Here is a 16,478-nt window from a genome sequence, read left to right on the forward strand (position 1 = left end):
CGGAGAAACTGAGATGAAACTGCAGGATCTCGACATCATCGTCACCGCCCCACCCGCTCCGGGTTGGGGGGGGCGATACTGGATATTGGTTAAACTGACGACTGACACCGGCATCACCGGTTGGGGCGAATGCTATGCCTCGTCCGTCGGACCCGAGGCGATGCGCCACGTCATTCGGGATGTGTTCGAACGGCACATGCTGGGCGAGAACCCCGAAAACATCGAACTTATGTTCCGTCGCGTCTATTCCAGCGGTTTCACGCAGCGCCCCGACCTGACGGTGATGGGCGCATTCTCGGGGTTAGAGATCGCCTGCTGGGACATTCTTGGCAAGGATCGCGACCGCCCGGTTTATGCGCTGTTGGGTGGCAAGGTGAACGAACGAATTCGCTCCTACACCTACCTCTACCCTTTGCCGCATCACAATCTGACCGACTTCTGGACCTCTCCCGAACAAGCGGGTGAAACAGCTGCCGAAATGTTGCGGCGCGGCTATACCGCCGTGAAATTCGACCCGGCAGGCCCTTATACAATCCGTGGCGGCCACATGCCCGCGATGAGTGACATTTCCATGTCCGTCGCCTTTTGCAAGGCAATTCGCGAAGCGGTAGGGGACAAGGCTGACCTGCTGTTTGGCACACACGGTCAGTTCAACACGGCTGGTGCCATCCGGCTGGGGCAGGCGCTGGAACCGTACCAGCCCCTATGGTTCGAAGAACCCACGCCACCCGATATGATCGAAGACATGGCCCGTGTCGCCCGCAACGTCCGTATCCCCATCGCCACCGGAGAGCGCATGACAACCAAGGCCGAGTTCGGAGCCGTTCTGCGCGCCGGGGCTGCGGAAATCCTGCAACCGGCGCTGGGGCGTGCCGGCGGAATCTGGGAGATGAAGAAAGTCGCCGCCATAGCAGAGATATTCAACGCTCAGATGGCGCCGCATCTTTATGCGGGTCCGGTGGAATGGGCCGCCAATATCCACCTGGCCGCGTCGATCCCGAACCTGCTGCTGCTGGAAACCATTGAAACACCGTTCCACAATCAGCTGATCAAAGGGTCCATTCAGGTCGAGGACGGCTTTGTGGTCGCTCCGACCGGTCCAGGACTTGGGATCGACATCGACGAAGACCTGGCCCGCGCGCACCCGTATGAAGGTCGTGGCTTGCATCTGCAAATGCAGGAGGAGCCCTGCGATTACGTTAACGGCAATGCTTTTCAGGGCGGTGCCCCTGCAACCGAGGGGTGACAACACAGACGTGTTTGAGGCATATTAACCCAAGATTAACGGAACAACGGTCAAAACGTGACACTCCTAGAAACCGAACCTCAGGCACACACCTCGGACACACCATCTGAAATGAAAGAAAATGCAGCCCGCGCGGCTGCATTTCTCAAGACACTGGCGCATGAAGGGCGCCTGATGATCCTGTGCCACCTCGGGAGTGGTGAGAAATCGGTAGGCCAGCTTGAGGATTTGCTGCAATTGCGGCAAGCCGCCGTCAGCCAAATGCTGGCCCGTCTGCGGGAGGAAGGATTTGTCACCACCCGAAGAGATGGCAAAACGATCTATTATTCGCTGCGCGATGGGAATGCTGCGCAGCTGATCGGTCTGCTGTACGATCTGTTTTGCGAACCTGCCAACTGATCACTCCTAATTGGACACGTAACCGGCGATCACCTGCATCAGCTTGAACGCGGTTGCCGCATCGTTTTCCACAACGGCCAGGAACTCTTCCTCACCGATCCGAAGACAGGATAGGTTTGTTTCGGCCACCATGCTCAGCGCGCGTGGTTCTTTGCGGATCAGACCAAGCTCACCCACCAATGCGCCCGGCCCCACGGTGGTGATCAACTGGTCGGGGCCATCTTCCTGCGGCAGGTACAAGCCGGCTTCACCCTCCAGCACCACATACGCGCCGTCGGTCGGCTGATCATCTTTCAGGAACACCACCTGCCCGGGCTTGGCATCGAACCACTGCGCGCCAAAAGCCAGAAGGCGCAATTGCCTCCGGTCCAGTCCCGAAAACAAGGGGGTCTGCTCCAGCGCGCGCAGTTTCCGCGCCAGATCTGCTGAAGATGCGCTGTCTTTTCCCACGTCCACCGGTCCTCCGTCCGAGACGACACGACCTTGCCGGATTTCCACGAACATGTCGAATACGTCCGGGTTTTCGAACTGGTCATTGAGGTAGAACACCGTGGCATCCGGCAACAACTCGCGCAGCTTCTTGTAGACCGACACCTGCGTTTTCATGTCGTAACTGGCCAATGCCTGCTCCAGGATCAGGATATCCGGCTTCTTGATTGTCGCGCGGGTAAACGCCAGCGGTTCGGCAAAAACCGCCGGAAGGCTCTGCCCACCCAAAGCAACCGGAATGTCATAAATCAGCTCGACCACCAAAGGACGCGCGCCGTTCTCCTCCAACACGTCCACAATGACCTTGCGGGCCTCATCTGATCGCGCGCCACCTATCTGGCTGACCTTGCCGAACAGCGCGTTTTCCATGACCGTCAATCCAGGCGCGAAATCTTCCGGATCCAGCGGAACAAATGCGTCCTTCAGGCTTTCCAACAGCTTGTCCGAATGACTCTGCCTCAGTTCCAGAATGCGGTCTTTCAGCTCATCCGTGAAAGCCGGGCCAATCTGCTCAGCCGAGACGACGAAAGGCACGGCCAACATACTGGCCAGCTGTTCGTCATCCAGCCCTGATGTTCCCTCTTTGCGGGTCTGTTCAACCAGCTCCACGGCTGCCTCATAGGTCTTTGCATCAAGACCCAGCTTGCGGAACAACGGATGGTCGGTTCCGTCGAACCCGAAGATCTGTCGCAGCATCTCGATCACGTCACGGGTCAGGGCGATCAGCGTCTCATCCAGCCCCAGCTCTCGCAGTTGCATGAGGAAAACCTTCTGCCGGGCAAGCAACGCCTGCGTCACCGGCACGCGGGGCGTCGCAAAAAGCAGGTTCTCGGCAACAGGCAGCGCCGGGTTGTAAGCATTCCGGTCGAATATCAGCGCCTGCTGCTCAAGACCCGCGTCATGGACGGCCTGCCGCACCAGCGGGCGCAGCTCGACCAGTTTCCTGGCCAGTTCGCAGTGTTCGGTCGCAACAAAGCTTTGTTCGGCACCGCGCCGAAACAAGGCTGCACCAGACCCCATTCCATCAACTAGCTGCAACCACCAATCGCGCAACGCCGTCGCGTCTTCAAACCCGGCCAGCGCCGGGTCAAGCCATTCCACCCTGAACGGATCCATGCTGTTTCCAGCCCGCAAGGTCTCGGCAAAATCTGGGTCATCTGTGGATTCAGCCAAGGGTTTGAACCGCATCGGCATCATCACGTTGTCACCCAACGTTCCCTGAAACATGACCGGGCGGGACGTTGCATACCCGATACGTGCGGCCACTACGCCCTGATGCAGGTCTGCCAGGTTCAGATCCCCAACCTGAACCGTGCCGGCAGCGGGCAAAATCTCGCGGGTCAGCAGCTCACCCATGGCGCGCCGGTCCTCTTCGCTGGGTGCGGCAATGCCAATCGTCTTGCCAGCGGGAAAAGTAAGATTCAGATCATCCAGCACCTGATTGCCGTCCATGTCACGAACCGAGACGTGCTTTAGCGCTATATCACCGCTCAGGTGGGGGCGCTCTGCTGGTTCGCCCTCGAACAGCGCTTCGTCCTTCAATCCGGCTGGATCGAAGCGGTCAACGACGATATCCCAGCGCAACGACATGTCCTGGGTTTGGTTGTAATAGGTCAGCAGCTCTTTCCAGGGTGAGCTCAGATCCTTATACGCCGCCAGCGCCGCAACCAATGCCCCCAGCGAAACCGAACCCTGCAACACCAGAAGGCCACCGATCAGGTAGAACACGAATGGTGTCAGCTGCGAGATGAAGTTGTTTATGAACTTCATAAAGAACTTCTTCTGGTAAATCTCAAAGCGGATCGCGAAAAGCCGCCCCAACTGATCGGAGATCATAGCCCGGCGATAGCGCCAGCCGCCATTGCTGCGGAGGGTTGACGCACCTGCCGCGTTTTCGCCGATCTGGGCAGCCAACGTCCGAACTTCCTGAATACGTTTCTTGTTCAACAGATTGATCTGACGCTGCAATTTAGGGATTAACCAGGCCTGCACCGGGATCAGGGCGACTGCGGCCAGCCCGAACCAAAAGCTTTGCAAGAACAGGAAGGAAAGGATGGTGATCATCTGACCGGCTTGCAGAACCGGCTGGCTGATCGCATCGCCCATCAGCCCGCCCATTGGTTCACTTTCAGCCGTGATCATCGAGACCATTTCGCCCTGGCTGACCCGTTCGAAATAGGGTTGCGGAAAAAGAAGCGCGCGGCTGACCAGCTGATACCGAAACCGTCGCAGCATGCGCTCGCTCAGCACACCCTTCATGGTGTTGATGCGCATTTTCATCAGCCCGTGCGCCAACACGGCAGCAAGGAAAGCAAAGCACAAGATGATCAGGAAATTCGTCTGTGAAAGCGTATAGCCCCAGACATCCACTTCGGCAGTTGTCGAACCGATTGCGTCGTTGATGATACGCTTGGGCAGTTCCAGCGTAAGATAGAGCAACGGAAACAACGTCGCCGTCACAGCCAACAGGATCAGCTGATCGCGTTTGGAGTATTTCCAAATAAAGCGGAAAATCGTGCGTTCTATGGAACCTGCCCCTACTGCTGGCCGATAACACGGCCCGGATGCCGCGCGCCCAAATTCAACGGTTTGAATTTACTGCCATACTGACACGTTATGCAAATTTTTTCCCACCCGAGAATTTTCTTTATCTTATGTGAACTAGTTCATTTACGCATGGCCGTGTTATTGCCTAAAGTCAGTTTAGAACGATATCGGGAGGGTTCTTTTGACTGCCAGTATTGGCGCGGTGTTACTTATGCTTTGCCTTTTTCAGGTCAAGCACATGTTCGCTGACTACTACCTCCAGACACCGAAAATGCTCTCTGGCCGAGGCGAGTATTTTCACTTGGGACGCGCGCAGCACGCAGCAGTACATGTTGCGGGCTCTGTTATCGTGTTTGCCGCGTTTGGCGCTCCGGTATTGTTCATCCTGATTGTCGGACTGCTTGAATGGGTCATTCATTTCAATATCGATTTCTTGAAAGCTAGCTATTCAGACAAGAAACAGCTTGAGCCGACGCAGGCCGCGTTCTGGCGTGCGGCTGGGTTAGACCAGTGCCTGCACAACCTGACCTATGTGGCGATGGTCTGGGCCTGGGTGACTTTCGCGGCAACGTAGCTCGAACCAGGATATGCCGTCCGATGCGCAGCCCGGAAGCTATGCGCCTATCCTTCGGCCGGTCATAGCGAGGCAAGCTGTTAACCTGCCCCGCTCGACTTTGATCGATGCCAAAACCCGACTAGCCCAGAACCGAAAAACTGCTTTCCTCATTGATCGGGCGCTTGCGTGAGTAAAAGCCCACGTCGATGGTGCGTTTGATATAAGGCAGTTCGAATTGCAGCGGTTCCGCGTCGTGATCCGCTCCGCCTTCGCAATACGCGATCAGTGCCGCCATCATCTTACCTGCAATCGGCGCATTCTTATATTGATTCCCGCTGGACCCACAGGCCATGTAAAACCCCGGCAGGCTGGATTTGTCATAGATCGGAATCCAGTCGGTTGAGGCATCGTAAAGGTCGACCACGCCTCGCGTTTTTGATGGAATACCAAGGCTGGGTACACGCTGCGCATACCGCATGGCCTGCGTTGTCCATTGATCGGTGAATTCACGATTGTAGTTCACATCGTCTTCGCACCACTGATGTGGATCACACTCCGGATCCTCTGATCCCACAAGGATGTGATTGCCGTGTTCCGGGCGGCAATAGCAGGCGATGTCACTGTCCGAAACTATGGTTCCGTCGTTTTCAAAATCGAACCCTTCCGGGGCGGGGACATGCACGACCTCTTGCCGCAGGGGGCGGGTCTTGATGGTCATGTCATCCAGAACGCCTGCCATCCCATTGATGATAGCCGAGCCCGGCCCGGCCACGTTCACGACAACCCTTGCGCGGATTTCTTCGCCTGAAGCAAGTTTTACACCGGAAACACGTCCATCCTCGGTCAGGATCTCGGTTACTTCGGCACTGGTGCGAACCTCAGCTCCGTGCTGTTTGGCAGCATCCATCAGGTTTTGCGCCGACAAGGCCGGGTCGGTGACGTACCCCGCCTGAGGCCAGTACACTCCACCCGACATCTTTCGCCCGTTGGACTGGCCGAATTCCGGGTCATCCATACGGCGTGCCGGGGCAAAGCTGTCCAGCGAATAAACCGGCAGGCGTTCAACCACTTTGTCCCCCGACCATTCTTCGAACGGGCAATCCAGTTCTGATGAATTGCGCATGTGCTTCTCCAGCATCCCGTTCGCCTCGGTCTTCATAACCAAGCAGCCGGTTTCCCTGAACTTAGCCAGATTGGCCCCCTCCGGCAGTCCAAGATAGTCAGCCCAGTCGCGCCAGTAATGATAGCCTTCCCAGGCAAACGCCGTTCCGTCGAAGGTGGAATAATGCATCCGGATGATCGCGCAGGACCCGGCGGTTGAACCGTGCCCAACCTGTGCGTTACGATCCAGAGACAGGGTTTTCCAGCCCGCCTTGGACATTTCGAACGCAATGGCCGCGCCGATCACACCTGTGCCAATGATGATTGCGTCTGGTTGACTCATGTCGGGTCTCCTTTCCAGTAGCGCCAGGAATATGCGCTGAATTCTTCAACTTCTTCGGGTTTCGGTTCGACGCCAGTAAAGGCGTATAGGTAATGCGGCACCATCGAGATCCGCGTCTCGAAGGGTTCGTTCAATTGTGCAAGGTCATATCCGATCTGCATGTAATACAGCACGCGCGCACGCGTTTCGGACTCGATTTCGGAATAGCCGTATCTGGCGAACATCGCGTGCAAAGCTTCAAGCCGCCGAGTGTCAGACTGATCCAGCGCACGGCGTACTTTGCCCGATTTACGCGCCCAGTCGCGCACGGCAAAATCCAACGCGGTGTCAAACAAATCCGTGTTGACCACACAACGATGCACGTTGCAGACCGCGCCCGTTATCGTTTTGGCTGGCGCTTCTGCCTGTTTTACAAGCGCAACCGTATTGGTCGCCTGCCACCGCGCCAGCAGTGCGTCCAAAAGTTCCTGTCTGGACTTGAAGTACCAGTAGAAGGATGAACGTGACACGGCCATCCGCTCGGCCAGGTTAAGAACCTTGATCTGGTCCACCCCGTCCGAAATCAGCACGTCCATCGCCACGTTCAGCCAATCGTCGCGGGTCACCTTGATATTGCCGATCAGGGGCTCGGCTTCGGGATCATCGCGGTGAAGGATAGGTTTGTTGTTCATTCAACTCTCCGGTGGCGCCCCGCCCTCTGCGGTGCGGCGTGCAATAAGGTCCTGCAAGGCTCCAAAACGATCATTGTCTATGGCGGGGGCCTTGAAATTGTTCAGGATACCCTTCCAAACCCCCGTTGCACGGTGGTTGGCATCCGTCGATCCACGCTCGGTCCATGTGCCGAAATTGGCGTAGTCATGGACATGTGGTTGATAGAACTCGGTGGTGTAGCGCTCCATCGTCTGGGGGCAGGCAAAGAAATGGCCACCGGGCGCGACCTCACTTAAAGCGGTATCAAAGCCAATTTCGGCGGACCCCGCCTGCGCGCCCGCGCAAAGCTCGGCCACCATGTTCAGCACCTCGGCATCACAGACCAGCTTTTCGAAGGATACGGTCAATCCCCCTTCCAGCCAGCCCGCTGAATGAATGATCACGGTCGCCCCGGCCATCAGGCAGCCCCAAAGGCCAAACTGGTTCTCATTCGCCGCTTGCACGTCGTTGCTGTTTGACGCCGACCCTGCCGCAGACCGCCAGGGCAGGCCAAGATGACGCGCCAGTTGGCCTGCGGCCAGTGACGCCTGAAAATGTGAGGGCGTCCCGAATGCCGGCGCGCCGGATTTCATGTCCACATTGCTGGTGAACGTGCCATAACAGACCGGAGCGCCCGGTCTGGCCAGCTGCGTCAAGGTCAGCGCGGCAAGCGCCTCGGCATGGGACAGGGTGATTGCCCCGGCCACGGTGATCGGCGCCATCGCCCCCATCAGAGTGAACGGAGTGATGATCGACATCTGACCGTGGCGCGCAAAGTCGATCAGCCCTTGCGCCATGGGAATATCCAACGTGCGCGGGCTGTTTGTGTTGATGATCGTGTAACAATGCGCATTGCCCCGAAACTCATCATCCGACAGACCGCGCGCCGTGGACAGCATCTCAAAGCAATCCATGACCTGCGGCGTGCCGCGCGAGAAGAGGAACGGAAACTTGTCGGTCAGTTCCATCTGCGCTTGTGTCGTGAAGTAGTGGCGCAAATGCGTCGGTACATCCTGAGGTTCAACTTGAGGCGAGATCATCTGGAACACATCGAAATGATGGGTGAGCTTTAGAAACTCCAGATAATCCTGACTGGTCGCCGGGCGACGGCCACGCTCAAGATCGGTTGCGTTCGGCGCGCCTGCCCCCGGTTGAAAAACCAGCGAACCCAGTTCCAGAGTGAAATCCCGATGCCGCGAACCGGCGCGACAAGCGATAGATTTGGGGGCCGAGGCAACGGCAGCCTCAACCATCTCGCGCCCGATAAAGACCATTTCACTGCCTTCATCCACACGCGCGCCACCCTGCTTGAACAGCTTGCGCGCCTCGGGAAGCAGGGTCTTTACACCCAACTCCTCGAGCGTACGCAACGCTGCCTCGTGCATGTCCGCGATCCGGTCAGCCGGGAACACCTCCATCAAAGGGAAAGGGTTCCTGAGCTGGCGATAGTTCACATCGCGGCTGGGCTGCGGGGCAGCCGCGCCCCCTCGCCTTCGGCGTCGTCGGTCCGGAGCCGTCATGATCAGCCCCGCATCGCTTTGCCCTGAGGGTCGTAGGGCGACGGTGCAATTACCCGCGCCGGACATTCCACCCCTACGACATGGACAGACAGTTCCGTACCCGGGTCCACCTTGTCACGGTCAATCAAGGCCATTGCCAACGACTTGCCGGTATAGTGCCCGTAACCGCCTGAGGTCACAAAACCCACGCGTTCACCATTGGCCCAGACCGGCTCATACCCGCTGGCATCGGCGTCCAACGCATCGATTTCCAGTGTCACCTGCACCTGCGCCGGGCCATTGCCATCCCGTTCGGCCAGAGCGGCCTTCTTGCCGATGAAATCCTTGTCCCAGTCGATCCAGCGATCCATGCCGGTCATGCCGGGTGTGTAAGCCTGCGTGAACTCTGCCGACCAGATGCCAAAGCTTTTCTCAAGCCGGGTTGATAGCATCGCATTGAAACCGCACTCGCGGATACCCTCTTCTGCACCGGCTTCCAGCAAAATGCGGCGCAGCTTGATGTGATCGCCATAGCGGCAGTTGATTTCATACCCTTTTTCGCCGGTCACCGACATACGAGCCACGCGGGCACGGACGAGACCGATGTCGAAATCACCGCAGCCCATGAATTTCAGACCCGAGATATCCTGTTCGGCCAATTTTTCGACCACCGCCTGCGATTTTGGTCCGACCACGGCGAACCCGCAATACTCCTCTCCCAGGTCGCGGACAGTGACCCCATCCGTCATATGATCGTTGAACCATCGCATATGCCAGGCGCGCAGGTAATAGCTGCCCATGATCCACCAGGTGCCATCGCCCCAGTTCAACACGGTCAGATCGCCTTTGAGCCGCCCGTCCTCGCCCAGCATCGGCGCCAGTTTGGCACGACCCGGGGCGGGCAGTTTCGATGCCATAACGTTATCCAGCCACGCTTTGGCATTTGGGCCCGAAACCTCAAAGCGAGAAAAACCCGTGATATCCATCAGGCCCACGCCCTCACGGATGGTCCTGCATTCAGCGGCCACGATGTCGTGCGCGTTCGAACGTTTGAGCGTTGGCGTTTCCTCGAACCCTTTGAGCGCGAAATACAGCGGCACCTCCAGATCCCAGCTGACACCCCATTTGCATCCGGCCTCGGTCATCGCGTCATGCGCCGGAGCCATCTTCAGCGGGCGACCCGCAGGCAATTGCTCGTTCGGGTAGGTCATCACAAAGCGGCGCGAATAGAACTGGCCAGTGGTTTCACGGATATACCGCTTGTTCTGTGCAAAATCACCATAGCGCGCCACATCCATCGGCCATGCATCCGCTTCGGGCTCACCATGGATCATCCATTCGGCCAGTGTTTTCCCAACGCCACCACCTTGCAGGAACCCGGCCATCACCGCGCAGGCGGTCCAATAGCCGCGCTTGCCCGGAACCGGACCAACCAGCGGGTTACCATCCGGTGAGAACGTGAACGCACCATTGACCCATGTCTTGATGCCCACGTTCTGAATCGACGGATACCGCTCAAAGCCCAGCGTCAGTTCGTTCTCGATCCGGTCAAGCTGTTCCTGAAACAGTTCCTCGCCATAGTTCCATGGTGCACCATCCATCGCCCAGTGTTCGTGATCGACCTCGTAGATCCCAACCAGAACACCCTTCTGGTCCTGCCGCATATAGGTGAATCCTTCGAGGTCCACAGTCATCGGCATCTCGAAATCCGCCTGCGCCACTTCGGGCACAGTGTCTGTGATCAGATAGTGGTGCTTCAACGGCGAGACTGGCAACTCTACCCCGGCCATACGCCCAACCTGCTTGGCCCAGAGCCCGGCCGCGTTGACCACATGTTCACAGGTGATCGTGCCCTTATCGGTCACAACCTGCCAACCATCATCTGTCTGGATCAGCTCTTCGACCTTGGTTTCCTCGAAATATTCGGCACCACGTTTTCTGGCCGCAGTCGCATAAGCCTGAACAGTGCCTGTCGTATCGATATACCCTTCGCGATCTGCCCACATCGCGCCCAAAACACCGTCGGTTGACATGATTGGGCAGCGTCTCTGTGCCTCTTGCGGGGTCAGCAGCTCGCAATCATCAATGCCGATGGACTGGAAGATGCGGTAATTGGCCTGCAACCACTCCCAGCGTTCAGGCGTACCGGCCAGCGTCAGACCACCGGTCATGTGCAAACCGATATTCTGGCCCGATTCTTTTTCGATCTCACTCAGCAGGTCAATTGTGTAGGCCTGCAACGAGGCCATGTTTGGATCCGCGTTCAGGGCATGGATACCGCCCGCTGCATGCCAGGACGATCCCGATGCCAGCCGCCGCCTCTCCAGCATGACCACATCCGACCAGCCGAATTTGGCCAGATGATACAGAACCGAAGCACCAACGACGCCCCCACCAATGACCACTACGCGATATTGGGATTTCATCCCGACCTCCCTGAACAGAATCTGGGAAGACGCTAGTGGCACTGTTCAGTTCTGTCTAGACATTTATGTACAGTACGGAATGCGAGAACGCTGCCGAATGCTTTGCAAACCTAAAGCTGGGCGCTTGGGCGGGCTTTCACGCTTTCAAACCAAACCTGCGTGTTCGTATTGCCGTCCGGTATCCGCATCTTAATGACGCGCGCGAAATCGACAAAAACAAAAGTGGATATATCCGCCAGAGTGAATACATCGCCCGCGACATACGCGCTTTGCTTCAGCCGCGCCTCCAGCAGTTCAAAAAACGACGCAACCCGCTCGCGCCCACGCTGCGCCAGCTCAGGGATCTGCGCATGGTTAACAGGGCCGGGAATGGCACGGTGTTTGAACGCCGGATGGCTGTTGCGCAAAGCCTCAGCGATGGGCGCACCGCCCTGCTGCTCGGCAATTGCGTTCCACATCAGGACCAACCCTTTTTCATCAGCGGTCCGGCCCATCAAGGGTGGCTCGGGGAAACGCGCTTCAAGATACGCGGCGATGCCAAGATTTTCGGTCAGGACTGCGCCGTCATCCGTTACCAGAACCGGGATTGTGGCCCGGGGGTTCACTGCACGAAACTCAGTGCTCAACTGCGCGCCCTCAGCAATCGAGATTTCGTGCGTTTCGATGTTCAACCCTTTTTCCGCGATGAACATGCGGGCACGGCGCGGGTTTGGGGCCGTAGAGCAATCGTAGAATATCATGCAGGCCCCTTCTCTCTGGTCAACGCCGATAGATGAAACAGCGCCCTTCGACGGCACCCTCGGGCAACGGCATTTCCTCCAGCGCCTCGAAATACATCCGGTCACTTGAAACCATTAATCCACCCGGTGCCAGCAAGGGCTCGATCAACGGGGAAACAAGCCGCGCAAAGATGTCGTTCTTTTCGCGATTATGCCCCCCAAGGTCTGCATGAATCAGGCTTGCTGTCGGTCCAAACCTGTCGACCGCCGCTGGCAGCGTCTCGCGCACATCCCCCAAGATCACCCGATCCTCGGGCGGGGTTGAATCAGGGTGCGAAGCCACCGCGCGTTCGAAAACAAAGACAGGACGTCCATCGATATGCTGCACAAGATGATGATAGGTGCGCCCATTGCCCAACCCCAGTTCAAACACCGGGCCAGCCATGCCTGCCGTTTGCGCAATCGCGTGATCCAGGCAGGCGCGCTGCGACACCATACGATCGATAAACAAGTCCAGACGACTTTGATTCTCGGACACTGGCAAATATCTCCTTGATACCAATCGAAAGCATAGGTGCCCCCGACGCCGCCTTAGATGACAAATTCTCAAGACTTTGTGTAGCGACGAAGCCCAAAGTTTCACATTTTCGCGACATTTCAGCCCAAGAACGGGTTTGACTAGACAGGCGGAACCGCGCGACACTGACGAAAAAATCACGGGGAGTTGAAACGACCGATGTCACCAAGCGGCCAAACGGTTGGAAAACCTGCATGAGAGCGTTGTTGTCTGTCAGAGACCTCAGCATCGGCTTTGGTGCGGGAAGTTCAGTGGTCACGGATGTGAATTTCGATGTCAAACCAGGAGAAACCTTGGCGCTGGTCGGTGAATCGGGATCGGGTAAAACCATCACGTGCCGGGCCGTCTTGCGGATTCTGCCGCGAACGGCCCAGATACGCAGCGGCACGATAACTCTGAATGATTCCAAGGGCACATGTAACCTGACAGCTGTCTCCGAGCGGGAAATGCGCGGCATTCGTGGCAATCGCGTTTCGATGATCTTTCAGGAACCCATGCGATCGCTGTCACCTCTGCACAAGATTGGGAATCAGGTCAGTGAAGTCCTGTGGCTCCATCGTGGGCTTTCCGAGTCCGAGGCGCGCAAAAAGGTCCTGTCGCAGTTCGAGCGCGTGGGCTTTCCAGATCCGCAGCGCGCCTATGACTCCTACCCGTTCGAACTGTCGGGCGGAATGCGCCAACGCGCCATGATTGCGATGGCAATGGTATCCAAACCCGAACTGCTGATCGCGGATGAGCCAACCACCGCGCTGGATGTGACCACTCAGGCGCAGGTTCTGGGGCTGATCAAGGAATTGCAGCGCGAGACCGGCATGGCGCTTATTCTGGTGACCCATGATCTGGGCGTGGTCGCCAACATGGCCGAACAGGTTGTGGTCATGCACAAGGGCCGCATCATGGAGGCTGGCCCGGCCGCACCAATCCTGACCTCCCCCGCACATCCATATACCAAACAACTGTTTGATGCTGCACCGGAAATTCCAGATCAGGATGCTGTGGGTATACCGATGCCGGACGACGATCTGATCCTTCAGATGAAGGGTGTCTCCAAAACCTACACGATGCGGTCCAGCAAAGGGTGGCAGGCCGACAAGGAAATCTATGCGTGCAAAGGGGTCGATCTGAATTTGGCACGCGGCAAGACGCTGGCCATTGTCGGTGAAAGCGGATCAGGTAAAACAACAGCCGCGCGGATCGCATTGGGTGCGGAACTGCCCGATCCCGGTGGAGAAGTCCTGTTTCGCACCGTGCCGAATGCCGATCCTATCACAGTGCACAACATGACCCGCGCCCAGCGCACGGCGTTTCAGCGCAATGCGCAGATGGTGTTTCAGGATCCCTACAGCTCGCTCAGCCCGCGGATGCGCATTCAGGACGCGATGACCGAGCCGCTGGAAATTCACCGCATCGGAACAACGGCCGAGCAGCGCGACAAGGCCGCCGAGATGTTGCAGCGCGTCGGCCTGACAGCCGACATGCTGAAACGCTATCCACACGCCTTTTCGGGGGGGCAGCGGCAACGTCTGTCGATAGCCCGCGCCATGATGCTCGACCCGCAGCTCATCGTGTGTGACGAACCCACCTCGGCGCTGGACGTATCGGTACAAGAGCAGATTCTGACCCTGTTGGAAAATCTACAGGACAGCCTGAACCTGTCCTATCTGTTCATCTCGCACGATCTGGCTGTGGTCGCGCGGATCGCCGACGAAGTTGCCGTGATGCGTCGCGGCCTGATCGTCGAGCAAGCACCACCCGAAACTCTTTTCTACAATCCGCGCCACCCCTACACCAAAGCGCTGATTGCCGCTCAACCCGAACCCGACATCAATCGCCCGATCGACCTGCAAGTGGTTTCCTTGGGCGCCGGCGCGCCGGACAGTTGGGATGAAGCCTTTCGTTTCTCGGACACCGTGATACCCTCATTGGTGGAATTGGAACCGGGCCATAAGGTACGTTGCCATGTTTAAGACCACTCGCCCCCTGATCCTGGCCGCTTCGCTGGCGCTCATCGGTATGCTGCCCGCCACGGCAGAGACAATTCCGACGCCGCAGGAAAGCGTGTTCTGGAACGCGGAAGTAGAAGCGGGCAATCTGCCACCCGTTCAGGAGCGCCTGCCAGCGGACCCGCTGATTGTAGATCTGGCAGCAAAGGGTCGCGAGTTCGGCAAACAGGGCGGCACCCTGCGCACCATGATCACGCGGTCCAAAGATATCCGCCAGATGGTTGTCTATGGCTATGCCCGGCTGGTCGGATTCGACCAGAACTATGAGATTATCCCCGATTTGCTGGCGTCGTTTGAAAACGAAGACGGCCGCAAGTTCACCCTGAAACTGCGCGAAGGGCACAAATGGTCAGACGGTTCTCCGTTTACGTCGGAAGATTTCCGCTATTGGTGGGAAGACGTTGCCAACAACAAATTGCTCAGCCCGTCAGGCCCGCCGGATTTTCTGATTGTCGAAGGCAAATCACCCACCGTTACCTTCCCGGATGAAACCACGGTAATTTTCGAATGGGAAGACCCTAACCCGGGTTTTCTACAATCGCTGGCTCAGGCACGACCGCCCTTTATCTATCGCCCAGCAGCTTTCCTGAAACGATATCACGAGAAATATGCCGACCCCGAGGAACTTGCCTTTCTGGTCGACGATGCCCGCGTCAAAAGCTGGGCCGCGCTGCACAACAAGCTCGACAACCTGTACAAGTTCGACAATCACGAATTGCCCACGTTGCAACCGTGGCTGAACGCAAGTTCCGGCAAGAAAATCCGCCACAATTTCGTACGTAACCCCTATTACCACCGTATCGACAGCAAAGGGGTTCAACTGCCCTATATCGACGTGGTCGAGATGGAGATCGTTGCCCCCGGTCTGGTCGCTGCCAAAACCAATGCAGGGGAAAGCGACCTGCAAGGCCGGGGTCTGGATTTCCGCGACGCTTCGATCCTGAAAAAAGGCGAAGCGCAAGGCGGCTACAAGACATTGCTGTGGAAAACCGGCGTTGCGTCGCAAATCGCGATCTATCCGAACCTCAATTTCGAGGATGACGTCTGGCGCGATGTGTTGCGTGACGTCCGTGTGCGGCGCGCCCTGTCCCTTGCCATCGACCGCGAGACAATCAACCAAGCTTTGTATTTCAAGCTAGCGCATCCCGGCGCAATGTCGGTTCTGCCTGCCTCGCCCTTTTATGATGAGAAGAATGCCACCGCATGGGCCGGTTACGATGTCGGCCAGGCCAATGCGTTGTTGGATGAGGTCGGCCTGACCCAGCGCGACAAGAACGGTATTCGCCTGCTACCGGACGGGCGCCCTATGGAGCTGGTGATCGAAACCGCTGGCGAGCGGCAGGAGGTTGAAAACGCCCTTCAGATCGTTACTGACACCTGGCGCGAGATCGGGGTCAAGCTGGTCATGCGCCCGTTGGATCGCGATATCCTGCGCAACCGGGTGTTTGCAGGTAACTCGATGGCATCGGTCTGGTATGGGTGGGATGACGGTATCCCGCAGGCGCACACGTCCCCGGCGTATCTGGCACCCACCGATCAGGTCTTCCTGGCCTGGCCAAAATGGGGCCAGTTTTATCAGACAGGTGGTGAAGCCGGGGAAGCCCCCGACATGCCCGAAGCAGAACGCCTGATGCAACTGGCCCATGACTGGGAGGTCGCAACTACCGATGACGAACGCAAGGAAGTCTGGACTGAGATGCTGAGAATCCACGCCGACCAGCTTTTTGCCATCGGTATCCTGAACGGAGCACCCCAACCCATTGTCGTGTCGAACCGTCTGCGCAATGTGCCGGAACAGGCCATGTGGGCATGGGAGCCCGGTGCGCATTTTGGCGTTCACCGCCCGGACGAGTTCTTTTTCGCCGACTAAGCAGGAGCAGCTA

12 protein-coding genes are annotated in these 16,478 nt (G+C 57.7%); 5 read left to right on the plus strand and 7 right to left on the minus strand.

The features are described 5' to 3' along the window. Window positions 1-13 precede the first annotated feature (13 nt). Window positions 14-1,246, plus strand: coding sequence for a mandelate racemase/muconate lactonizing enzyme family protein (locus tag ACR0BZ_RS12440; RefSeq protein ID WP_480920337.1), 1,233 nt, complete (start codon window positions 14-16; stop codon window positions 1,244-1,246). A gap of 111 nt (window positions 1,247-1,357) precedes the next feature. After that, window positions 1,358-1,645: an ArsR/SmtB family transcription factor gene (locus ACR0BZ_RS12445; protein ID WP_480920338.1), complete on the plus strand. Its 288-nt coding sequence runs from the start codon at window positions 1,358-1,360 to the stop codon at window positions 1,643-1,645. 6 nt (window positions 1,646-1,651) lie between these two features. Here ACR0BZ_RS12445 and ACR0BZ_RS12450 read toward each other — a convergent pair whose 3' ends face one another. After that, window positions 1,652-4,648: a cyclic nucleotide-binding domain-containing protein gene (locus ACR0BZ_RS12450; RefSeq protein ID WP_480920364.1), complete on the minus strand. Its 2,997-nt coding sequence runs from the start codon at window positions 4,646-4,648 to the stop codon at window positions 1,652-1,654. A 244-nt stretch (window positions 4,649-4,892) separates the two neighbouring features. On the opposite strand from ACR0BZ_RS12450, the gene ACR0BZ_RS12455 reads away from it, so the two are divergent. Then, a complete protein-coding gene (locus ACR0BZ_RS12455; protein WP_480488349.1) occupies window positions 4,893-5,255 on the plus strand; it encodes a DUF3307 domain-containing protein in 363 nt (120 codons plus the stop codon). 121 nt (window positions 5,256-5,376) lie between these two features. Here the strand turns inward: ACR0BZ_RS12455 and ACR0BZ_RS12460 are convergent, their stop codons facing one another. The 6 genes from ACR0BZ_RS12460 to ACR0BZ_RS12485 all read right to left on the minus strand — a co-directional run bounded on the left by ACR0BZ_RS12460 (window position 5,377) and on the right by ACR0BZ_RS12485 (window position 12,553). Next, entirely contained in the window at window positions 5,377-6,681 is a 1,305-nt protein-coding gene (locus ACR0BZ_RS12460) for an NAD(P)/FAD-dependent oxidoreductase (RefSeq protein WP_480920339.1), read from the minus strand. Continuing rightward, window positions 6,678-7,352, minus strand: coding sequence for a TetR/AcrR family transcriptional regulator (locus ACR0BZ_RS12465; RefSeq protein ID WP_480920340.1), 675 nt, complete (start codon window positions 7,350-7,352; stop codon window positions 6,678-6,680). The genes ACR0BZ_RS12460 and ACR0BZ_RS12465 overlap by 4 nt, the downstream gene beginning before the upstream one ends. Then, window positions 7,353-8,891: a trimethylamine methyltransferase family protein gene (locus ACR0BZ_RS12470; protein WP_480920341.1), complete on the minus strand. Its 1,539-nt coding sequence runs from the start codon at window positions 8,889-8,891 to the stop codon at window positions 7,353-7,355. It abuts the gene before it with no gap. 2 nt (window positions 8,892-8,893) lie between these two features. After that, the gene (locus tag ACR0BZ_RS12475) at window positions 8,894-11,296 is read right to left on the minus strand and encodes a GcvT family protein (protein ID WP_480494875.1); all 2,403 of its coding nucleotides are present in this window, start codon (window positions 11,294-11,296) and stop codon (window positions 8,894-8,896) included. Between the two features lie 110 nt (window positions 11,297-11,406). Then, on the minus strand, window positions 11,407-12,036 hold the full coding sequence (locus ACR0BZ_RS12480) for a glutathione S-transferase (protein WP_480920342.1): 630 nt from the start codon (window positions 12,034-12,036) through the stop codon (window positions 11,407-11,409). A gap of 19 nt (window positions 12,037-12,055) precedes the next feature. After that, window positions 12,056-12,553, minus strand: a complete 498-nt coding sequence (locus tag ACR0BZ_RS12485) for a class I SAM-dependent methyltransferase (RefSeq protein ID WP_480585924.1) — start codon at window positions 12,551-12,553, stop codon at window positions 12,056-12,058. Between the two features lie 233 nt (window positions 12,554-12,786). Here ACR0BZ_RS12485 and ACR0BZ_RS12490 point away from each other — a divergent pair, with 233 nt between their 5' ends. Both ACR0BZ_RS12490 and ACR0BZ_RS12495 read left to right on the plus strand, forming a co-directional pair. Continuing rightward, the gene (locus ACR0BZ_RS12490) at window positions 12,787-14,559 is read left to right on the plus strand and encodes an ABC transporter ATP-binding protein (RefSeq protein ID WP_480920343.1); all 1,773 of its coding nucleotides are present in this window, start codon (window positions 12,787-12,789) and stop codon (window positions 14,557-14,559) included. Beyond that, window positions 14,552-16,465 carry an ABC transporter substrate-binding protein gene (locus ACR0BZ_RS12495; RefSeq protein WP_480920344.1) on the plus strand — a complete coding sequence of 638 codons (1,914 nt, stop codon included), beginning with the start codon at window positions 14,552-14,554 and terminating at the stop codon, window positions 16,463-16,465. Before ACR0BZ_RS12490 ends, ACR0BZ_RS12495 begins: the two co-directional genes overlap by 8 nt. Window positions 16,466-16,478: the final 13 nt, after the last annotated feature.

The sequence above is a fragment of the Ruegeria sp. P8 genome (assembly GCF_056534665.1).